Here is a 19,717-nt window from a genome sequence, read left to right as displayed (position 1 = left end):
CGTGACCGCGGCGACGGCCGCGACGATCGGCACCGTCGCCTGACCGCCGCAGGTCACCATGTTGACGTTGCGCTCGCCCAGGTGGGCGTCGAGGTTCACCGGCGGCACCACGTACGGGCCGATCGCGGCCGGGGTCAGGTCCACCACCCGGCGACCGTGGGCGCGCAGCACCGCGTCGTTGTGCCGGTGCGCGCCCGCGCTCGTGGCGTCGAAGACGATCCCGACGTCGGCGAACTCCGGCATCGCGACGAGCCCGTCGACACCTGCGGCGGTGGTGGCCACACCGAGCCGACGGGCCCGGGCCAGACCGTCGGAGTCCGGGTCGATACCGACCATCGCCACCATCCGCAGCGACTCCGACAGCCGCAACACTTTGATCATCAGGTCGGTGCCGATGTTGCCCGATCCGATCACCGCCACGCCGGTGCTCATGACGAGCCACCTTTCGTTCTCGACTGCGGGGCTCGCAAAACCGGCTCACTCCTCGCGCTCACGGAGCCACCTTTCGTTCTCGACTGCGGGGCTCGCAAAACCGGCTCACTCCTCGCGCTCACGAGCCACCTTTCGAGAAGCAGGCCCGGACGCTGCCCAGGCCGGAGATGCGGGCTTCGTACGCCGCGCCCGGGGTCACCGCCACCATCGGGCCGAGCGCGCCGGACAACACGGTGTCCCCGGCCCGCAACGGTCGACCGTTCGCGGCCAGGGTCCCCGCCAGCCAGGCGACGGCGTGCAACGGATTGCCCAGGCACGCCGCCCCGGCCCCGACGGAGACGGGCTCGCCGCCCTGCTCCAGCACGGCACCGCAGAGCCGCAGGTCGACCTCGCCGAGCCGGCGCGGACTGGTGCCGAGCACGTACCTGCCGCTGGAGGCGTTGTCGGCCACGGTGTCCACGATGGAGATGTCCCAGTTCGCGATCCGCGAGTCGACGATCTCGATGGCGGGCAGCAGGTGGTCGGTGGCCCGCACCACGTCGGCGACGGTGACCTGGTCGTAGGGCAGGTCGCGGCCGAGGACGAAGGCGACCTCCGCCTCGACGCGCGGCTGCATCAGGGTCCGCGGGTCGATCTCGGCGCCGTCGGGGACGGCCATGTCGGCGAAGAGGACACCGAAGTCGGGCTGGAAGACGCCGAACGCCTCCTGCACCGCCCGCGAGGTCAGGCCCACCTTCGCCCCGACCAGCCGGCGACCCTCGGCCAGCCAGTCGCTGACCTGGGCCTGCTGCACGGCGTACGCGGCGGTCAGGTCGCCGGCCGGCAGCAGGTCGTCGCGCAGCGGCTGACAGGCCACCCCGGTGGCGTACGCCTGGCGCAGCGCCGCGGCCGCGCCCTTGATGTCGGCGCTCATCCGAGGTCCACGCAGACGTTAGTGAGTTCGGAGTAGAAGTGCAGCGAATGGGTGCCGCCCTCGCGTCCCACGCCGGACGCCTTCACCCCACCGAACGGGGTGCGCAGGTCCCGCAGGAACCACGTGTTCACCCAGACCAGGCCGGCGTCCAGCCGTGCCCCGGCCCGGTGCGCCCGACCCACGTCGCGGGTCCACACGGTGGCGGCCAGGCCGTACTCGCTGTCGTTGGCCTGCGCGAACGCCTCGTCCTCGTCGTCGAACGGCGCGATGTGGCAGACCGGCCCGAAGATCTCCTCCCGCATGGTGCGGGCGTGCCGCCCCAACCCGGTCAGAACGGTGGGCTGCACGTACGAGCCGCCGTCGCGGCCGTCGCCGAACACCGGCACGCCACCGCCGGCCAGCACGGTGGCCCCCTCGGTGCGGGCCAGGTCGTAGTGACCGAGCACCTTCTCCCGGTGCTTGGCCGAGATCAGCGGCATCGTCATCGTCGCCGGCTCGGACGGCCAACCGAACGCCAACTCCTCGGCCCGCTTCGCCAGCCGGGCCGCGAACTCCTCGAAGACCGGCCGCTGCACGTAGATCCGTTCCGTGCACAGGCAGACCTGACCACCGTTGGTGAAGCTGGACCGCACCGAACCTTCGACGGCCGCGTCCAGGTCGGCGTCGGCGAAGACCAACCCGGCGTTCTTGCCGCCCAGCTCGAACGACACCGCCTTCACCCCGTCGGCCGCGGCGCGCATGATGGCCGAGCCGGTGGCGGACTCGCCGGTGAAGGTGATCGCGTCCACCCCGGGATGGCGGGTGAGCGCCTCACCCGCCGAGCCGGGACCGAAACCGTGCACCAGGTTGAACACCCCGTCGGGCACACCGGCGGCGGCCATCACCTCGGCCAGCACGGTCGCCGACGACGGCGTCTCCTCGCTGGGCTTGACGACCACCGCGTTGCCGCACGCCAGGGCCGGTGCCACCTTCCAGGTCAGCAGCAGCAGCGGCAGGTTCCACGGCACGATGATCGCCACCACGCCGACCGGCTTGCGGACCGCGTAGTTCAGCGCCCGCCCACCGCTCGCGGTGACGGTGGTGAACGACTCCGTCGGGGTGGCCGTGATGATGTCGGCGAACGTCCGGAAGTTCGCCGCACCGCGCGGGATGTCCAGGGTGCGGGCCTGGGCCACCGACTTCCCGGTGTCGGCGACCTCGGCGGCGACGAGGTCGTCGAAACGGCGTTCCAACTCGTCGGCGACCCGGCGCAGCACAGCGGCCCGCTCGCCCTCGCCCATGGCACCCCACGGGCCGCGCAGCGCGGCCCGTGCGGCGGTCACCGCGGCGTCCACGGTGGCCTGGTCGGCCTCGGCGACGTGCAGCAGCGTCTCGCCGGTCACCGGCGACACCTTCGCGAACGAGGTGCCGCCGGTGACGAACTCACCGCCGACGTAGTTCGGTAGCAGCAGGTCGCCGCTGCGGCGCCCGTCGATCAGGCCGCTCGGCCAACGGGTGGTACGCCCGGATGTCATGGGCTTGGTTCCCTATCGTTCGGTGGTGGAGTCAGCGACGAGCGCCACGACGGCCGCGTCGGCCGTCGGCTCGCCCGTGGCCGCGGCGGCCGCCTCGTCGGTGGCGACCAGCACGACGGTGCCGACGCCGACGTTGAGCGGGTCGATCGCGACCAGGTCGGGCCCTTCGGTGCGCGGCCGGACCAGCACCAGCCGGCGACCCTGCAACGTCGGCAGGATCTTGTCCGGCCAGACCTTGGCGACGACCTCACCGAGAATCATCAGCCGTCTCCCCGCAGGCTTGCCATGACCTCCCGGATGCGGGCGGCCTCCGGGTCCTCAAGCAGCGCCGCCGTAGTGGGGTGCGGCTTGGGGTACACCTGCGAGCTGCGCAGCTCGCCGTGCTGCCGGATGGCGGCCTCGCCGGAGGCCACGGCCTGCCGGACGGCGGCGAGGGTGCCCTGCACGGCGGCGGCGAGGTAGCCGCTTGTCACCCGCTCCACGGCGATGCAGCGCACGTCCGCGGTCTTGATCATGGCTTCGATCCCGGCGGACAGGGCCACCACGCCCCGGGTCTCGACGATGCCGATGGCGATGTCAGAAGGCATGTGTTGTTCTCCTTACCGGGTCAGTTGCCGACGAGGCGGGGGTCGACGGCGAGCGCCGAGACCGCGTCACAGGGGCTGGCGAAGACGATGGAGCGCACCTTCCGGCTCTTGGCCTTGGCGGTCTCCTCGCCGATGTCGACGGCCTCCTCGACGGTGGCCAGGTCGCCGCGCAGGGCGACGGCGACGATGCCGCCGCCGAGGCGCACGACGCGGGTCACCTCGACCTCGGTGGCCTTCACCATCGCGTCGACCGCGTCGAAGATGGCGGTGTAGCCCTCGGCCTCGACGAAGCCGGCAGCCATGTTCCGCATGGGTTCTCCTTTTCCGATGTTCAGGGCAGGTTCCAGGACAGGACGGCGCCGCCGGTGCCCCAGAGCGGTCCGTATGCGTGCAGCTGCGCCGGACCGGCGGTCGCTCCGGCGCCGGCGGCGAACGCCAGTGCGCGGAACTGGCTGTCGGCCTGCGCCTGCCGGGCGAAGTCCTCGCGGATCTTCAGCACCTCGTCGACCTTGCCGGCGGTGAGCAGGTCCAGCACCCGCCGGTTCCAGCGGTCGTGCCCGGGGTCGCTGACGTGATCGGAGTGCGGCTCGATCCACTGCTGGATCAGGCCGGACGACAGACCGGTGACCACGACGACGGCGGCACGGACGCCGGCCTCGCGGGCCGCGGCGGCACCGGCCGCACCGACGTCGGCGAGGGTCTCCGCGTCGGCGTACAGGTTGCAGGACACCTGCGCCCAGCGCAGCTCGCGGTCCGGGTCGAGCAGCGCCGAGGTGACGATGGTGCCGGTGTCGATCGGGAAGCCGTCGTAGCGGGTACGCCGGGCCTGCATGCCGGCCTTGTTCACGTGATCGGTCCACCGCTCGGTGAACGGCACGTCGAAGCGCAGGTCGTAGCGGAGCTCGCCGTAGTCGTAGGCGTACCAGTTCTCGTCGACGTGCTCGCCGCGCGGGTTCGGGTCGCACTGGAACTGGTGGCCCAGGACGGTGAACCACTGGGTGGACAGCAGCAGCACCACGTCGGGCTTGAGGCGACGCAGCCGATCGCCCACCTCCCGGGCGGCGGCGGCCAGGTCGGCCCAGCACTGCGCGGGTTTCTCGGCCAGCAGGTGCGGCATGCCGGGCAGCAGCGCCCCGGCGACGATGCCGGTGTCAGCCACGGTGTCCTCCTTCGGGCGTCCACTCGACGACCGCGTTGCCGGTGCCGATGATCGTTCCGTAGCCCATGACGTCGCCGGGCACCTGCGGCCAGCCCATCGCGGCCAACATCCAGGTCAGGCTGCCCGCCTTGGTCTCCGACGCGGTCGCCTCGATGTGCTCGGTGATCAGCTCGCGCAGCGGCGCGGTCGGCCCCCGACGGATCGCCTCCAGCAGCTTCATGTCCCAGCGGTACTGGTGGTTGTTGTACGGGTGCTCGCGTTCCATGTCCTCCGGCAGCTCCGGCTCCTCGTGCCAGTGCAGGTGGGACAGGGAGTTCGAGGCCAGCAGCACGGCCCGACGACCGGTCCGCTCGACGGCCCGGCGGGTCGCCTCGCCCAGCACCTCCATCTCCTCAAGCGACGCCTCGGAGTAGAAGTACGGGTTGTTGTTTGCCGACAACGACACCACCGGGATGTCCCAGGCCGGGTTGACCAGGTGCAACGCGCCGATGGTGGCGTAGTCCACCCGTACCCGGGGGTCGTGCAGCTTGCGGGTGACCAGGCCCAGGTCGGTGGCCTCGTCGGCGATGGCCTCGCCCAGCTCCACATCGGTACGGAAGTCGTAGGAGTACCGGAACAGGTGCGGGAAGATCGGCTCGACGGAGACACCGCGCGGGTTGGGCACGCAGTTGACGTGGTGACCGACCATCGTGATCCAGTGCGGGGCGTGCACGATCAGCACGTCGGGGCGGTGCACCTCGCGGATGCGCTTGCGCAGCCGCTCGTACGCCCAGCGCAGCACCTCCCAGCCGCCGGTGGACCGCGGCTCGTTCTGCGGCGGGTTCTCCGCGTAGATCAGGTGCGGCGGGTGCGGGCTCAGCACCCCCGCGACGATGCCGGCGCGGGCGGGCGCCGACTCCGCCGAAGGTCGTTCGGTGGTGTCGTAGCGGCGGACACCACCCGAACGGGCGGGTGCCACGGGCACGCGGAAGACTCTGCTCATGCCGGTCCCTCCCCGGTCGTGCCCCGGTCGGCCAGCACCCGCACGAACGTGCGCTCGTCGGGTTCGGCGCCGAGGATCTGCAGCCCGTCGTCGTCGAGGGCCAGTTGGTCGTCGGTCAGGTCGGGGTCGTGTCGGACCCAGGCCCGCAGGGGCGCGGGGTGCGGGCCGTGGATCTCCACGAGGGCACCCTCGGCCAGGCCGGTGCCCGGGCCCACGTAGGCCAGCCGTCGCCGGCCACGCTCCCCGGTGTACGGCTGCCGGCCGGTGGTGCTGACCCGCAGCCAGGTGCGCTGGCGGCGTAGTTCCTGCCGGGCCGCCGCGGTGGCTGCGGCATCGACCCGGCCGTCGGCGTCGAACCGCAGGCCGTAGCGGTGCTGCGCGTCGTCGGCGTCCAGGTAGCCCTGCGTCACGTCGTCGGCGACGGCGGCGGGTTCACGGTCGAGCGGATCGCCCCAACCGCCGCCACCGGCGGACTCCATGACGAGCACGTCCCCGCTGCGCATCGCGAAGCCGGCCACCTTGCCGGGGGTGTCGAAGTCGACCCGTTCGCCGTCGGCGCGGCGCACGAACGTGACGGTGGGGGCGCCGGGGCCACCCCGGTGCAGACCGTACGGCGGCACGGTGGTGCGGTCGGTCTGCACGGAGTACGCCCCGTTGCTGGCGAGCAGCCGCGTCTCGCGTCGGCTACCCAGCCCGCCCCGGCGTGCCCCGTCGCCGCACGAACCGAGCCGCAGCTCGGAGGCGTCGACGACGATCGGGATCTCCGTCTCCAGCCGCTCGACGGACTGGATGGTGGAGATGTCGCCGAGGTCGACGGGGTTCATCGCGCTCGGACCGTCGGATTCCAGGAAGCCGCCGTTGCCACCTGCGGGGTAGTCGTAGTACAGGTAGGACCGGCCGGTGCGTTGGTCCACGCCGCCGATGAGGTTCTGGAAGGTGGTTCCGAATTGGTCGGCTGCGATGAGGTCGGGTGCGACCTGACTCAGCGTGGCCATGACCGCGGAGATGACCCGCTTGCGTACCTCGCTGTGCGCGTTGGCGGGCGCGGGGTAGGCGACGTGCACGACGGTGCCCGGCTCGGTGTGCACCCGCAGCGGCCGGAAGGCGCCGTGGTTGACCAGGCCGCCGGGGTCCAGCGCGCTCTTGACGGCGATGAAGACGCCGGCGACGGTCATCGCCCGCGAGGAGTTGACCACGGCGGCGACCTGTGTGGAGGAGCCCCGGAAGTCGGCGTCGATCTCGTCGCCGTCGATGGTGAGCACGCAGCGCACCAGCGCGGGGTCGTACCGCCCGTCGGTGTAGAGGTCGAGGTAGTCCTCGTAGCGGTAGACACCGTCGGGCAGTTGCCGGATGCGGTCGCGCAGCCGCTGCTCGGTGCGGTCCATGTTGGCGGCCACGCTGTCGAGCAGCAGTTGCGCGCCGTAGCGGCCGACGAGTTCGCGCAGTCGCCGCTCGGCGGTGAAGCAGGCGGCGATGCAGCTCTCCAGGTCGCCGCGACGCTCGTCGGCCATCCGCACGTTGGCGAAGAGGATGGCGTACGCGGCGGCGTTGGGGCGGCCCTGCTCGATCAGCTTGATCGGCGGGATCCGCAACCCCTCCTGAAGGATCTCGGTGGCCTGTCCGGAGACGCTGCCGGGAGTCATCCCGCCGATGTCGGCCCAGTGCATGCGTACGCAGGGGAAGAGGAACAACTCGCCGTCGACGAAGACCGGGGTGATCAGTGTGACGTCGTTGAGGTGACTGCCGCCCCGGTACGGATCGTTGACGATGTACAGGTCGCCGGGGCGCATCTCGTCGGCGAAGTCGGCGAAGATCTCGGCGACGGAAGCCGGCATGGCGATGACGTGCCCTGGCATGTCCCGGCCCTGGGCCACCATCTGACCCTGCGGGTCGAACAACGCGCAGGAGAAGTCCTGTGCGTCGGCGATGACGGGGGAGTGCGCGGTGCGGAAGATCGTCTGGCGCATCTCGCGCACGATCGAGATGAGACCTTCGGTCACGATCTCGAGGTCGATCGGGTTCAACGTCTTGGTCATGCGACGCCTCATGGGTTCCGACTCGTGATGACGAGTGGTTTGGCTTTGACCTCACACGGACCATGTGGTCCCGTGCATGGACCATAATGTGGTCCGTGGTTTATATTGTGAAACACTAGCAACCGAGAAGGTGGGAAGCAAGATGTCGCAGGTCGCAGGACCGTCCCCAGCTGCGGAGGGACCGGCCGCCCGGGAATCGGGCACCCAGGCGCTCGACCGCGCGCTCAGCGTGCTGCTGGCCTTCCGCAGTGGCGGCGTCGAACGCAAGGTCAGCGACGTCAGTCGCGAGCTGGGACTGCACAAGTCGACCGCCAGCCGGTTGTTCCGGGCGCTCGCCGACACCGGCTTCCTGCAACGCAACGAGGAGACCGGCGCGTACCGGCTCGGGGTCACCGTCTTCGAGCTGGGCGCCTGCTTCCTCGAAGGGCTCGACATGCACGCCCTGGCCCGGCCACTGCTGCACCAGCTCGCCCAGGACGAGGGCGAGTCGGTCAACCTGTCCATCCGCGACGAGCTGGATGCCCTGTCGATCTACATCGAGCGCGGCACCCGCAACGTGCAGCTCGTCTCCCGCCTCGGCCGGCGCATCCCGCTGTGGTGCAGCGCAGCCGGCAAGGCCCTGCTGCACGACCTCGACGACGAGCAGATCCGCGCCATGTTCGCCGACACCGAGTTCACGCCGCTGACCCCGAACACCATCACCGACCTGGACACCTTCGCCAAGCGGATGCACCAGGTCCGCGAGCAGGGATGGGCGCTCAACGACGAGGAGAGCGAAGAGGGCCTGCGGGTCGTCGCCGCGCCGGTACGCGACCGGCTCGGCCAGGTCACCGCCGCGATCAGCATCTCCGGGCCGATCTTCCGCCTCGACGAGACCCGCGTCGCCGAACTGGCCGCCGCCGCCGTACGCACGGCGAACGAGCTGTCGCGTCAGTTGGGTCATGGCGTGGGTGCGGTCTGGGGGGACTGACCGGCTCAGAAGTGTTCCTGCACGGCGTCCGGGTGCACCCGCACGTGCAGCAGGGCGGGGCCGGTGACCGGCAGCACCGCGTCGAACGCGGCGTCGGCACCGGCCTCGTCCGTCACCGTCCAGGCCGGCACACCCAGCGCCCGGGCCACCGCGGCGAGGTCACGTTCGGGGAAGCGGGCCAGCGACGGATCCACCCCACGCGGACGCAACTTGCGCACCTCCGCCCCGTACGCCGAGTCGTCCAGGACGATCAACAGCACCGCCGCGCGGGTACGGGCCAACGTGTCCAGCTCACCGAGCCCGGTCAACAGGCTGCCGTCACCCTCGAACGCGACCACCGGCCGGTCCGGGCGGCCCACCGCGGCACCCACCGCGAACGGCAACCCCACGCCGATGCTGCCGAACTCCCACGGCGCGATGAGCGCCCGGTCCGTCGCCGGTGAATCCAGCAGCAGGTTCGGCCAGCCGCCGAAGTGCCCCACCCCCACCACAGTGGTGCGCTGTGGCGGCAGTCTGCGGGCGCACACCCGGATGAACGCCCTCGGGTCGATCCGGTCCGCCGCCTGCAACGGTTCCAGCCCGGCGAACGCGTCGGCCGCCGCCACCTGCCGGGCCAGCTCCGCCGACCGCCACTGCGGCCGCGAGATCACCGGTAGCGCCGCCGACACCGCCGAAGCGACCATCTCCGCGTCGCCCACCACCGGCACATCCACCGGCCAACGGTCACCCAACGCCGCCGGGTCGATGTCGACGCACACCACCCTGGCCTGGCCGAACAGCCGGCCGTGGTCCGCGGTCCACCGGTTGAGCCCGGCACCGAACGCCACCACCAGGTCCGCCTCGCCCAACACCCGCCGGGTCAGCGGCCGGGCCAGACCGCCCGCCACCCCCAGACAGTACGGATGGCCGGCGAACAGACCCCCGGCCATCAGCGTGGTGGCCAGCACCGCCCCGCTGCGATCCGCCAACTCCCGTACCGCCGCCGCAGCCGTCTCCGCGCCCCGCCCGGCCAGCACCACCGGCCGTTCGGCCTGCTGGAGCAGCGCGGCGAGCATCGCCACGTCGTCCGGGTGCGCCGCCGCCGGCCCCGGCCGGCGGGTAGCCGCCACGGCGACCGGCACGGCGACCGGCGCTGGCACGTCGTCCGCGACGTCCTCGTCCTGCAGATCGATCGGCACGTTCAACACCACCGGCCCAGGAGCCGAGCGGGCCAGCCGGAACGCCGTGGCGACGTCGCGGGCCACGTTCGCCGCGGCCACCACCGGCACCATCTCACCCGCCGTGGCCAACGCGAACGGCTGCTGCGGGAAGCTCTGCACGTGCTGCGGATCGCCGGGCGGGGTGTCACCCGCCACCAGCACCAGCGGCGTACGCGCCTGACGGGCGATGGTCAGCGCGGCACCGGCCACGGCCAACCCCGGGCCCTGCGTCACGGTGGCCACCGGGCACCGACCGGTCGCGCGGGCGTACCCGTCGGCCATCATCACCGCGGCGTTCTCGTTGCGGGCCGCCACGAACCGCACGCCGTGCCGGGCCACCAGGTCGCTGACGAGGAACATGTTCGCGTCGCCGAGCAGACCGAACACCGTGTCGACGCCCTGGGCGACAAGCGCATCCGCCAGCAACTGGTACACCTTCACGGCTTCCCGCCCTTCGGATAGGCGCCCGCCGGCCGCAACGCGACGCTCAACGCCCCCAGATACGAATCGTTGGCGGCGGCCTCGAACCTCGGCCCGGCCAGCCGGGCGGCACGTTTCGTCATCGACCGACCCACCGGCGAGACGGCCAGCAGCCGTTCGATGACCGCGTCACACGCCGCGCCCAGCTCGTCCGCCGGCACCGCCGCGGTGACCAGGTCGTGCCGCAGCATCTCGGCCGGGGTGATCCGATCGCCCAGCAGCAGCCAGCGCTTCGCCCGGTCCGCGCCGACCAGGTCGGCCAGGATCGCCATGCCGCTCCAGGTCAGCGGGATGCCGAAGGTGACCTCGGGGAAGGTGAAGAAGCAGCTGTCGGCGGCCACCCGTAGGTCGGCGGCGAGGCCGAGCACCGCGCCGGAGCCGATCGCCGGGCCGTTGAACACGGTCACCGTGGTCTGCTCCATCCGGTACCAGCGCTCCACCAATTCGGCCGTACGGCGCTGCACGTGCATGGTGGTGGCCGCGTCCAGGGTGGCCAGCTCGTCGAGGTCGGTGCCGGCGCAGAACGCCGACCCGGCGCCGGTGAGCACCAGCACCTCCACCTCGGAGTCGCGGCCCACCTCGTGCAGCACGTCCTCGAACCGGGCCAGCATCGCCAGGTCGAAGCTGTTGCGCCGGTGTGGGCGGTTCAGCGTGATCCGGGCCAGCCGACCGGCCCGCTCCAGCAACACGGACGGTTCGTTCATCAGGGCGACTCCGAGGTGAGCAGGGCGCGGTCCACCAGGGCGGCGGCGTGACCGACGTACGACAGGGGATCGAGCAGTTCGGCGATGTCCCCGCCGGACAGGGCGGCGGCGACCTCCGGGTCGCCGCGCAGCACCTCGGCGAACGGGCGACCCTGTTCCAGGCTGTCGCGCACCACCCGCATCACCAGGTGGTGCGCCTGCTCACGACCCAACGGGCCGGCCAGCCGCAACATCACCGCCTCCGACAGCACCAGCCCGCCGGTGATGTCGAGGTTGGCGCGCATCCGGTCCGGATTCACACCCAGGTCACCGAAGACCTCCACCAGGCGTTCCAGGACACCGCCGATGAGGATGAAGCACTCCGGCAGCAGCTTCCACAGCGTCATGCCGACGCCCATGTCCCGGTCGTCCTGCGCGACCATCGTCTGCAGCGCCAGCGGCACCTGCGCGCGCAGCGTGCTGGCCGCCGCGATCACCGCCTCGCAGCGGATCGGGTTGCGTTTGTGCGGCATGGTGCTGCTGCCCACCTGGGTCGCCCGCTGCGGCTCGTACGCCTCACCGACCTCGGTACGACCCAGGAAGTAGACCTCCCGAGCCAGCTTCTCGCCGCTGGACGCCACCAGACCCAGCACCATCAGACACTCGGCGAACCGGTCGGAGGTGGCATGCCAGGGGGTGTCCGCCACCCCCAGCCCCAACTCCTCGGCGACGGCCCGCTCCAGCGCGAACGCCTGCGGCCCGTACCCGGCCATGGTGCCCGCCGCCCCACCCATGCTCGTCACCAACAGCCGGGCGCGCATCTCCCGCAGCCGGGCACGGTGACGCTGCAACTCGCTCTGCCACACCGCCAGACGCAGCCCGAACGTCGTCGGCAACGCCTGCTGACCGTGGGTGCGCGCCGGCATCGGGGTGCTGCGGTGCCGCAGCGCCAACCGCCGCAACAGCCGCACCAACTCGTCGAGCTGACGGCCGACGATGTCCAGGCCGGCCCGGGCCCGCAGCACGAAGCCGGTGTCCATCACGTCCTGCGTGGTGGCGCCCAGGTGCACGTAACGTCCCGCGTCGCCCGGACAGGCCGCGGTCAGGGCACGCACCAGCGGCACCAGCGGGTGCACGGTGTCCTCGGCATCGGAGGCCAGGGCCGCCGCGTCCAGCTTCTCCAGCCGGGCCGTCGCCGAGATGGCATCCGCGGCAGCCTGCGGGATGATCCCCAGCGACGCCTGCCCGCGCGCCAGCGCGGCCTCCACGTCCAGCCAGGACTGCATCAGCTGCCGGTCGTTGAACACCCCGCGCATCTCGGCGTTGCCGAAGAAGCTGGTGACCGTCAACGAATCGAGAAAACACGACCCCAGCTGCATCAGTTCTCCCCCTCGAACAACGTCAGCGCGGCGCGTCGGTCGACCTTGCCGGACGGCAGCAGCGGCAGGTCGGCGACCACGCGTACCCGGGTGGGCAGCTTGTGCCGGGCCAGTCGCCCGGCCACCGCGGCGAGCACGTCGTCGACGTCCAGCCGTGCGCCGGGCGCGGCGATCAGCAGCGCTCCGACCTCCTCACCCCAGCGCGCCGACGGCACACCGAGCACGCAGGCCTGACCGACGGCGTCGTGCTCGCAGAGCACGGCCTCCACCTCGGCCGGGCTGACGTTCTCGCCGCCACGGATGATGAGTTCCTTGACCCGGCCGGTGAGGGTGAACACCCGCTCGGCGCTGAGCGCGCCGAGGTCGCCGGTGCGCAGCCAACCGTCGGCGGTCAGGGCGGCGGAGGTGGCGGCGGGGTCGTCCAGGTAGCCGGAGGTGACCGACTCGCCGCGTACCAGCAGCTCCCCGGCCTTACCCGACGGCAGGGGCTGCCGGGTGCCGGGTTGCACCACGACCGCGTCGAGGTCGGGCACGATCCGCCCGACGGTCAGCCCGACCGGGGCACAACTGCCGTCGCCCGGGTCGACGCTGATCGTGGGACCTGCCTCGGTCTGGCCGTAGATGACGGCCGCCCGGTCCAGGCCCAGCACGCGTACGGTCCGCTCCCGCAGTGCGGGCGGGCACGGCGCGCCGCCGAGGAAACCGACCCGCAGCGAGGAGATGTCCCACCGCTGCGGCTCGGCCTGCACCCGATCGGCGATCATCGTGGCCATCGTCGGCACGGCCTGCAGCACCGTGCAGCGGTGCCGCTCGATCAGATCCAGCACCGTCTCGGAACGGAACCGGCGAGTCGACACCCACAGCGCCCCGGTGACAAGCGCGAGCACCGCACCGCTGCTCAGCCCGGCGGCGTGCGCCAACGGCAGCGGTGAGGCGAGCACGTCGCCGGAGTGCAGCCCGGCCGCCTGGGCCGTCCACTGCGCGTTGCGCACCAGGTTGCGGCCGCTCAACGTCACCATCTTCGCCGGGCCGGTGGAGCCCGAGGTGAACTGGATGTTCAGCACCGCGTCGGCGGCACCGACCGGTTCCGGCGTCGGGTCGGCCCAGCCGGGCAACGCCGCCAGCGCCTCCCGGCCGCCGTCGTCACCGAGCGGGTGGATGCCGTCCGGCGCGTACGGCGCTCCGGCCAGGGCGGCGACCGCCTCGGCGACGGAGTCCCGGTCGCGGATCCGGCCGGCCACGAACAGTCGGCGCGGACGGGCGCGGGCCACCGCCTCGGCCAGTTCTGCCCCGGTCAGACCGGGGTGCAGGGTGACAAGTGCCGCGCCGCGCCAGGCCGCCGCGGCGAGCAGCGTCAGCCAGGCGAGGCTGTTCTCCGACCACACCGCGATCCGGTCACCGCGACCGATGCCGTGGGCGGCCAGCACGGCGGCGCCCCGGCCGGCCAGCTCGGCGAACTCGGCGTACGTGACCGGGCGGTCCAGCTCCGCGAAGGCGTACAGCGGTCGGTCCGGGTGCCGCGCCGCCGCGTCGAGCAGCACGGCGTCGAGGGCGAGTGTCGCCATGGTCAGTCCCGGGTGAGCAGCAGGTTGCCGTGCTCGTCGGCCGCGCCGCTCCAGCCGGCCCCGACGACTGTGGTGCTGCCGTTCTCCCGCACCACGGCCGGGCCGGTCACCCGGATGCCCGGTCCCAGCTCGCTGCGCCGCCACACGGCGGCGTCCACCCAGCCGTCCGGCCCGTACAGCCGGGTCCGCTCCGGCTGGGCCTCGCCGCCGGAGGGGGCGGCGAAACGCACCACGGGGCTGGGCCCGAAGGCGGTCAGCCGGCAGTTCACGATCTCGGCCGGGTGGTCGGTGCGCACGTAGGCGTACCGCTCGGCGTACGCGGCGTGGAAGGCCGCGACCAGGTCCTCGGCGGTAGCCGGCAGGCCGTCGACGGCGACGGCCAGGTGGTGGCTCTGGCCGCGGAAGCGCATGCCGACCGTCAGCGCGAACGACACCTGGTCGGCCTCGACCCCGTCCTCCGCCTTGAGCTGCGCCCGGGCGGCGTCCTCCAACTCGGCGACGACCGCCTGTGCCGCGGCCAGGCCGGACTCGTCGGCGGCGGCCAGGACGGTACGCACGTAGTCGTGCCGGGCGCGGGCGGTGACGAACCCGAGCGCGGAGAAGTTGCCCGGCACCGGCGGCACCAGCACCCGGCTGATGCCCAGTTCGTCGGCGAGCGCCGTGGCGTGCATCGGACCGGCGCCGCCGAAGGGCATCAGCACGAAGTCGCGGGGGTCGTGGCCGCGGGCCACGGAGATCTCCTTGATCGCGCTCGTCATCTTGATGGTGGCCAGCCGCAGGATGCCGTGCGCCAACTCCATCGCGTCCAGCCCGAGCTGCTCGGCGAGCGCTGCCGCGGCCGCCTGCGCGGGTGCCGGGTCCAGCTGCACCTCGCCGCCCAGACTCTCCTGCGGGTCGAGGTGCCCGACCAGCAGGTGGGCGTCGGTGGTGGTCGGCTCGGTGCCGCCGCGGCCGTAGCAGGCCGGACCGGGCGTGGAGCCGGCGCTGCGGGGACCGATCCGCAACTCGCCGCCGAGGTCACGCCAGGCGATGGAACCACCGCCCGCCCCGATCGTGTTGATCTCCACCTGGAACGTGCGGTTCGGGAAACCGGCGATCGTCCCGTCGCTGGTCATCAGCGGCGCGCCGTCCTTGATCAGGCAGACGTCGGTGCTGGTGCCGCCGATGTCACAGGTGATCACGTTCGAGTAGCCGGCCAGACCGGCGACATAGACGGCAGCGGCGACACCGCCGGCCGGGCCGGAGAGCGCCAGGTTGATGGGCAGCCGGCTGGCCTCGTCGGTGGAGACGACGCCCCCGCTGCTGGTCATGATCGACAGTGGATGCAGGTAGCCGGCACCGGCCAGGGCGGCGCCGAGCCCGCGCAGGTAGTCGGCGACGGTGCCCCGGACGCTGGCGTTGAGCACCGTGGTGGCGAACCGCTCGTACTCGCCCTGCTCCGGCACCACGTCCGAGGAGACCGTGCAGACCAGGTTCGGGTAGCGCTCGGCGAGCCGCTGCGCCGCGGCCCGCTCGTGGGCCGGGTTGCGGTACGAGTGCAGCAGGCAGACCGCGACGGTGCCCGGACCGGCGGCGGCGACCCGGTCCAGGACCTCGTCCAAGTGGTCGGTGTCGAGCGCTTCGATGACCGAGCCGTCGGCGGCGACCCGCTCCCGCAGCGTGTGCCGCAGGGAGCGGGGCACCAACGACGGGCGTGCCGCCTCCTTGACGCTGTAGAGCTGCGGCCGGTGCCCGAGGCCCATCTCCAGCACGTCGCGGAAGCCGTCGGTGGTGACCACGCTGACCGGGTCGCCGGAGCCCTCCAGCAGGGCGTTGGTCACCCGCGTGGTGCCGTGCACGAAGCGGTCCACCGCGTCCAGGGAGACGCCGAGCTTGGCCAGCCCTTCGAAGATCGCCGCCGCGGGATCGTGCGGCGTCGACAGGGTCTTCGCCTCGGCGAGCCGTGCGGTGGCCGGCTCGTAGACGATCACGTCGGTGAACGTGCCGCCGATGTCGACGCCGATGCAGAGCATGCGGAAGTGCCTTTCGTAAAGAGGGGAGACCGACCGTCAGGCGGTGTGCGGTGGCGGCGTCAACAGGTGACGCGGTGGCGGCGTCAGAAGGTGACGCCGTAGCGGCGCAGGGTGGTCCGCGTGACGGTGCGCAAGATCCAGTCGAAGAGGTAGCCGAGCAGTCCGAGGGCGAGGATGCCGACGAAGACCCACTCGGTCTTGGCGTAGTTGCGAGCGGTCCAGATCAGCGAGCCCAGGCCGCTCTGCGCCGCGACGATCTCGGCGGAGACGATCGTCAGGAACGAGTTGCCCATGGCGAGCCGGGCACCGGTGACGACGTGCGGCACCGTGGACGGCAGCACCACCGACACGAGGGTGCGCAGCGGCGAGGCGCCCAGCGCACGGGCCGCCCGCAACCGCAGATCGTCGACGGCCAGCACACCGGCAAGGGTGTTGAGCGCGACGATGAAGACGGTGGTGTAGAAGATCAGCGCGACCTTGGACGCCTCGCCCGGACCGAGCCAGATGATCGCCAGGGTGACGAAGGCGATCGGCGGCACGAACCGGAAGAACTGGATGTACGGGTCGAGCATCAGCCGCAGCCAGGGGATGCATCCCATGAGCAGCCCCACCGGCACACCGATCACCACACCGAGCGCCCAACCGGTCAGGATGCGGGTCGACGAGGCGGTGATCGAGTCCCACAGGGTGCCGTCGCGGATCAGGTCGACGGCGCCCTGCCAGGTCAGCATCGGCGACGGCAGGAAGAACGCGGTGTAGTTGCGGCTGACCAGGTCCCAGACGAGGATGCCGAGGGCCACGGAGAGCACCGACAGCCCGATCCGGGTCAGCCGGGGCTTGGCGCTACGGCGCCGCGTCGGCCGGCGCGGCGCGACCGAGGCCGGCGCCGGGTCGGTGCGTACGTCGACGGTCATCGTCCCGCCCCTTTCTGATCGCCGGTCGACCGGCCGTCGTGCCCGTCGTCGAGCCCCTGGGCCCGCAGGGTCCGGGCCACCTCCTCGCCGATGTCCTCGCGCAGCTGCCGGAACAGGGCGGCGCTGGCCGGGTCGGTGAGGTCACGCGGTCGGGGCAGGTCGCACGGGTAGACGTTCTTGATGGCGGCGGCCGGACCCGCCGTCATGGTGACGATGCGGTCGCTGAGCAGGATCGCCTCGCCGATGTCGTGGGTGACGAACAGGATGGTGGCACCGGTGTCGCGCCAGATCCGGTCCAGCTCGACCTGCATGACCAGCCGGGTCTGCGCGTCCAGGGCCCCGAACGGCTCGTCCATCAGGACGACGGAGGGCTCGTTGGCCAGTACCCGGGCCAGCTGCGCCCGCTGTCGCATGCCGCCGGAGAGCTGGCTGGGGAACTTGTCCGCGCTGTGGCTGAGCCCGACCATCGCCAGGTAACGGTCCTCCACGGCGGCGCGTTGCGCCTTCGGCATGCGCCGCATCCGGGGGCCGAAGCTGACGTTCTGCCGGACGGTCAACCAGGGGAACAGTGCCTCCGCGCTCTGGAAGACCACACCGCGCGACACGTCCGGCCCGGTGACCGGGGCATTGCCGCAGGTGACCTCGCCGCCGGCCGGTGTGACGAACCCGGCGACCGCGTTGAGCAGCGTCGACTTGCCGCAGCCGCTGGGCCCGAGCAGGCAGACGAACTCGCCTGCCGCGATGTCGAGCGTCGCCCCGCGCACCGCGTCGAAGTCGCCGAAGCGGATGTCGACCTCACGCAGGGAGACGGGGGCCCCGCCCCGGCCGGTCGATGACGACCGGCCGGTCGGGGCTGCCGTACGGGTGCCGTGGGGTGTCACACCAGACCCCTGATCATCACCGTCGCAGGGTCGGCCGCCTTTTCCACGATCTTGCTGTCCTGCTGGAACTGGGCGATCTCGGCGTAGCGCTTCAGGTCCTCGTCGGTGAAGTCGCGGACCTTGCACTCCACGCCCTTGAGCAGGGTCTCCGCCTCGGCGGCCGGAACCTTGATCGCCTTCTCGGTGACCGAGCCGGCCTTGGCGGGGTCGGCGGTGAGCTGCTCGCACGCCTTGCCGATGGTGTCGACGACCTTCTTGGCGGCGTCCTTGTTCGCCTCGTACCAGGCACCGTCCACGCCGATCACGAGGTTGTAGACGTAGCCGATGTCGCCGCTGGTGAGCAGGATCTTGCCGCCGTTGGCGACGCCGCGCGACGGCCACGGCTCCCACATGATGTAACCGTCGACGTCGCCGCGCTGCAGCAGCGCCGGCATCTCGGCGGGGGAGGCGTTGACGAACTCGACGGAGTCCCGGCTGATGTTCTTGGCCGCGAGCACCTTGTTGGTGGCGTACTCGTTGACCGTGCCGGGCACGACGCCGTACTTCTTGATGCCTGTCACGTCGGCGATTCCGTCGCGGGCGACGAGCTTGATGAAGCTGGGCGACTGGGAGAAGACGGCCAGGCCCTTGATGTCACCGCGAGTAGCCCGGTTGAGTAGGCTGGACTCGGTGCTGGCGGTGAACTGACCCTGCTTGGCCAGGATCGCGTCGAGGCCGCCGGTGCCCTCCTGGAACTGGGTCACCGTCACGTTGACCCCCGACTCGGCGAACAGCTTTTCCTGGTCGGCGAGGTAGATCGGCGAGTAGGCCGGGTCGACCCCCACACCGAACGTGACGTTGGCGGAGGGTTCGGCGGCGGAGCCACCGGAGCCGTCTGCCGTCTGGTTCTCCGCGCATGCGGCCCCAGCGACCGTAATCAGCAGGGCCGCGGCTGCTACCCGCAACGTGCGCATCTTCATGGCTACCTCAGTCCTTCGACTGGCTCATATGGTGGTCCGTGTTGCTTAATGTGGGACGGTACTGTGCTGCCAACCACAGCGTCAAGAGATTCCCAAGGCGCTGACCAGCACTTTGTTGGCACCGGCCCAGAAACGAGGTCCCATGGCCCTGACTGCCGACCCCGAAGCGCTCGACGACCGCCCGCACCCGGCGTCGCTGCTGCGCTGGCGGTGCACCGTCGAACGGCACTGGGACAGCACCGACTCGCTGCTGTACGCCCTCGGCGTCGGTGCCGGCCAGGACGACCCCACGGCCGAGCTGCGCTTCACCACCGAGAATTCCGCCGGCCACCCGCAGGCCGCGTTGCCGACCTTCGCCGCCCTGCTCGCCGCCGACCCGCCGCCCCTGGGCGACCCGGCGAACGTCCGCCACGCCGAACAGTCCCTGCTGCTGCACCGCGCAGTACCCGTCGCAGGCGTCGCCCGCGTCACCGCCGCCGTCACCGCCGTCCACGACCAGGGCAGCGGCGCCCTGGTCCGGGTTCTCTCCCGGATCAGCGACGGGCACGGTCACCCACTGGCCACCGCCAGGGCGGGCTTCTTCGTCGTCGGCGCGGGCGGCTTCGGTGGCGACCGGGCGTCCGCCCCGGCCCGGCCGACTCCCACCACCGCACCCGACCACGAGATCCACTACCCGGTGCCCCGCGATCAGGCGCTGCTCTACCGGCTCAGCGGCGACCGCAATCCGCTGCACAGCGACCCGACGGTCGCCGTACGCGCCGGCCTGCCGCAGCCGTTGCTGCACGGACTCTGCACCTACGGCTACGCGGGACGTGCCCTGCTGCACACGGTCGCCGGATCGGATCCGGCCCGGCTGCGCGGCCTCGACGCCCGCTTCACCGCACCCGTGTATCCGGGCACCACCCTGACGATCCGGATCTGGCGGCGTCGCCTCGGCGTCGCCTTCCAGGTCGTCGACGCCACCGGCCGGGTCGTGCTCGACCGGGGTACTGCCGGGGTGCGGTAGCCGGCAGGCTGACCTGCCGCCCCGTGCGGCGGCGCACCGGTAGCGG

18 protein-coding genes and 1 pseudogene are annotated in these 19,717 nt (G+C 71.9%); 2 read left to right on the top strand and 17 right to left on the bottom strand.

Features of this window, described 5'->3' with window-relative positions; genetic code table 11:
* The 9 genes and pseudogenes from Vgi01_RS24070 to Vgi01_RS24030 form a co-directional block, all read right to left on the bottom strand.
* A pseudogene (locus Vgi01_RS24070) lies at positions 1–432 on the bottom strand (acetaldehyde dehydrogenase (acetylating)); the annotation flags it as partial.
* Between the two features lie 118 nt (positions 433–550).
* The gene (locus tag Vgi01_RS24065) at positions 551–1,345 is read right to left on the bottom strand and encodes a 2-keto-4-pentenoate hydratase (RefSeq protein WP_204292527.1); all 795 of its coding nucleotides are present in this window, start codon (positions 1,343–1,345) and stop codon (positions 551–553) included.
* Positions 1,342–2,859: a 2-hydroxymuconic semialdehyde dehydrogenase gene (locus Vgi01_RS24060; RefSeq protein WP_239089131.1), complete on the bottom strand. Its 1,518-nt coding sequence runs from the start codon at positions 2,857–2,859 to the stop codon at positions 1,342–1,344. Before Vgi01_RS24060 ends, Vgi01_RS24065 begins: the two co-directional genes overlap by 4 nt.
* A 12-nt stretch (positions 2,860–2,871) precedes the next feature.
* Positions 2,872–3,120, bottom strand: coding sequence for a EutN/CcmL family microcompartment protein (locus tag Vgi01_RS24055; protein WP_102658970.1), 249 nt, complete (start codon positions 3,118–3,120; stop codon positions 2,872–2,874).
* Complete coding sequence (locus tag Vgi01_RS24050; RefSeq protein ID WP_102658969.1) at positions 3,120–3,446, bottom strand: BMC domain-containing protein; 327 nt, start codon at positions 3,444–3,446, stop codon at positions 3,120–3,122. Before Vgi01_RS24050 ends, Vgi01_RS24055 begins: the two co-directional genes overlap by 1 nt.
* 20 nt (positions 3,447–3,466) lie before the next feature.
* Positions 3,467–3,757: a BMC domain-containing protein gene (locus tag Vgi01_RS24045; RefSeq protein ID WP_013733320.1), complete on the bottom strand. Its 291-nt coding sequence runs from the start codon at positions 3,755–3,757 to the stop codon at positions 3,467–3,469.
* A gap of 20 nt (positions 3,758–3,777) precedes the next feature.
* The gene (locus Vgi01_RS24040; protein WP_204292526.1) at positions 3,778–4,605 is read right to left on the bottom strand and encodes a DODA-type extradiol aromatic ring-opening family dioxygenase; all 828 of its coding nucleotides are present in this window, start codon (positions 4,603–4,605) and stop codon (positions 3,778–3,780) included.
* A complete protein-coding gene (locus Vgi01_RS24035) occupies positions 4,598–5,587 on the bottom strand; it encodes a DODA-type extradiol aromatic ring-opening family dioxygenase (protein WP_102658967.1) in 990 nt (329 codons plus the stop codon). Before Vgi01_RS24035 ends, Vgi01_RS24040 begins: the two co-directional genes overlap by 8 nt.
* The gene (locus Vgi01_RS24030; protein ID WP_102658966.1) at positions 5,584–7,623 is read right to left on the bottom strand and encodes a hydantoinase B/oxoprolinase family protein; all 2,040 of its coding nucleotides are present in this window, start codon (positions 7,621–7,623) and stop codon (positions 5,584–5,586) included. Before Vgi01_RS24030 ends, Vgi01_RS24035 begins: the two co-directional genes overlap by 4 nt.
* 142 nt (positions 7,624–7,765) lie before the next feature.
* On the opposite strand from Vgi01_RS24030, the gene Vgi01_RS24025 reads away from it, so the two are divergent.
* A complete protein-coding gene (locus Vgi01_RS24025) occupies positions 7,766–8,593 on the top strand; it encodes an IclR family transcriptional regulator (RefSeq protein ID WP_204292524.1) in 828 nt (275 codons plus the stop codon).
* Between the two features lie 5 nt (positions 8,594–8,598).
* Here the strand turns inward: Vgi01_RS24025 and Vgi01_RS24020 are convergent, their stop codons facing one another.
* The 8 genes from Vgi01_RS24020 to Vgi01_RS23985 all read right to left on the bottom strand — a co-directional run bounded on the left by Vgi01_RS24020 (position 8,599) and on the right by Vgi01_RS23985 (position 18,665).
* Positions 8,599–10,233 carry a thiamine pyrophosphate-binding protein gene (locus tag Vgi01_RS24020; protein ID WP_204292522.1) on the bottom strand — a complete coding sequence of 545 codons (1,635 nt, stop codon included), beginning with the start codon at positions 10,231–10,233 and terminating at the stop codon, positions 8,599–8,601.
* Positions 10,230–10,976 (bottom strand): enoyl-CoA hydratase/isomerase family protein, encoded by a 747-nt coding sequence (locus Vgi01_RS24015; RefSeq protein WP_204292520.1) that lies wholly within the window; start codon positions 10,974–10,976, stop codon positions 10,230–10,232. The genes Vgi01_RS24020 and Vgi01_RS24015 overlap by 4 nt, the downstream gene beginning before the upstream one ends.
* Complete coding sequence (gene purB, locus Vgi01_RS24010; protein ID WP_102658962.1) at positions 10,976–12,334, bottom strand: adenylosuccinate lyase; 1,359 nt, start codon at positions 12,332–12,334, stop codon at positions 10,976–10,978. Before purB ends, Vgi01_RS24015 begins: the two co-directional genes overlap by 1 nt.
* Entirely contained in the window at positions 12,334–13,899 is a 1,566-nt protein-coding gene (locus tag Vgi01_RS24005; RefSeq protein WP_204292519.1) for a class I adenylate-forming enzyme family protein, read from the bottom strand. The genes purB and Vgi01_RS24005 overlap by 1 nt, the downstream gene beginning before the upstream one ends.
* Before the next feature lie 2 nt (positions 13,900–13,901).
* The gene (locus Vgi01_RS24000) at positions 13,902–15,911 is read right to left on the bottom strand and encodes a hydantoinase/oxoprolinase family protein (RefSeq protein ID WP_204292518.1); all 2,010 of its coding nucleotides are present in this window, start codon (positions 15,909–15,911) and stop codon (positions 13,902–13,904) included.
* Between the two features lie 83 nt (positions 15,912–15,994).
* Entirely contained in the window at positions 15,995–16,825 is an 831-nt protein-coding gene (locus tag Vgi01_RS23995; RefSeq protein WP_102658959.1) for an ABC transporter permease, read from the bottom strand.
* Positions 16,822–17,706 carry an ABC transporter ATP-binding protein gene (locus Vgi01_RS23990; RefSeq protein WP_204292517.1) on the bottom strand — a complete coding sequence of 295 codons (885 nt, stop codon included), beginning with the start codon at positions 17,704–17,706 and terminating at the stop codon, positions 16,822–16,824. The genes Vgi01_RS23995 and Vgi01_RS23990 overlap by 4 nt, the downstream gene beginning before the upstream one ends.
* On the bottom strand, positions 17,703–18,665 hold the full coding sequence (locus Vgi01_RS23985; protein ID WP_204292516.1) for an ABC transporter substrate-binding protein: 963 nt from the start codon (positions 18,663–18,665) through the stop codon (positions 17,703–17,705). The genes Vgi01_RS23990 and Vgi01_RS23985 overlap by 4 nt, the downstream gene beginning before the upstream one ends.
* A gap of 142 nt (positions 18,666–18,807) precedes the next feature.
* Here Vgi01_RS23985 and Vgi01_RS23980 point away from each other — a divergent pair, with 142 nt between their 5' ends.
* Complete coding sequence (locus tag Vgi01_RS23980; RefSeq protein ID WP_204292515.1) at positions 18,808–19,671, top strand: MaoC family dehydratase; 864 nt, start codon at positions 18,808–18,810, stop codon at positions 19,669–19,671.
* Positions 19,672–19,717 lie beyond the last annotated feature (46 nt).

This window comes from Micromonospora gifhornensis (assembly GCF_016863515.1).
In the GTDB taxonomy this organism is placed as follows: Bacteria; Actinomycetota; Actinomycetes; order Mycobacteriales; family Micromonosporaceae; genus Micromonospora; species Micromonospora gifhornensis.
This window is presented reverse-complemented; position numbering and strand designations above follow the sequence as displayed.

What these genes read in the sequence shown, in the direction of transcription:
- Vgi01_RS24065 (WP_204292527.1), bottom strand. Translation starts at nt 1,345, where the DNA reads ATGAGCGCCGACATCAAGGGCGCGGCCGCGGCGCTGCGCCAGGCGTAC.
- Vgi01_RS24060 (WP_239089131.1), bottom strand. Translation starts at nt 2,859, where the DNA reads ATGACATCCGGGCGTACCACCCGTTGGCCGAGCGGCCTGATCGACGGG.
- Vgi01_RS24055 (WP_102658970.1), bottom strand. Translation starts at nt 3,120, where the DNA reads ATGATTCTCGGTGAGGTCGTCGCCAAGGTCTGGCCGGACAAGATCCTG.
- Vgi01_RS24050 (WP_102658969.1), bottom strand. Translation starts at nt 3,446, where the DNA reads ATGCCTTCTGACATCGCCATCGGCATCGTCGAGACCCGGGGCGTGGTG.
- Vgi01_RS24045 (WP_013733320.1), bottom strand. Translation starts at nt 3,757, where the DNA reads ATGCGGAACATGGCTGCCGGCTTCGTCGAGGCCGAGGGCTACACCGCC.
- Vgi01_RS24035 (WP_102658967.1), bottom strand. Translation starts at nt 5,587, where the DNA reads ATGAGCAGAGTCTTCCGCGTGCCCGTGGCACCCGCCCGTTCGGGTGGT.
- Vgi01_RS24030 (WP_102658966.1), bottom strand. Translation starts at nt 7,623, where the DNA reads ATGACCAAGACGTTGAACCCGATCGACCTCGAGATCGTGACCGAAGGT.
- Vgi01_RS24025 (WP_204292524.1), top strand. Translation starts at nt 7,766, where the DNA reads ATGTCGCAGGTCGCAGGACCGTCCCCAGCTGCGGAGGGACCGGCCGCC.
- Vgi01_RS24015 (WP_204292520.1), bottom strand. Translation starts at nt 10,976, where the DNA reads ATGAACGAACCGTCCGTGTTGCTGGAGCGGGCCGGTCGGCTGGCCCGG.
- purB (WP_102658962.1), bottom strand. Translation starts at nt 12,334, where the DNA reads ATGCAGCTGGGGTCGTGTTTTCTCGATTCGTTGACGGTCACCAGCTTC.
- Vgi01_RS24005 (WP_204292519.1), bottom strand. Translation starts at nt 13,899, where the DNA reads ATGGCGACACTCGCCCTCGACGCCGTGCTGCTCGACGCGGCGGCGCGG.
- Vgi01_RS24000 (WP_204292518.1), bottom strand. Translation starts at nt 15,911, where the DNA reads ATGCTCTGCATCGGCGTCGACATCGGCGGCACGTTCACCGACGTGATC.
- Vgi01_RS23995 (WP_102658959.1), bottom strand. Translation starts at nt 16,825, where the DNA reads ATGACCGTCGACGTACGCACCGACCCGGCGCCGGCCTCGGTCGCGCCG.
- Vgi01_RS23985 (WP_204292516.1), bottom strand. Translation starts at nt 18,665, where the DNA reads ATGAAGATGCGCACGTTGCGGGTAGCAGCCGCGGCCCTGCTGATTACG.
- Vgi01_RS23980 (WP_204292515.1), top strand. Translation starts at nt 18,808, where the DNA reads ATGGCCCTGACTGCCGACCCCGAAGCGCTCGACGACCGCCCGCACCCG.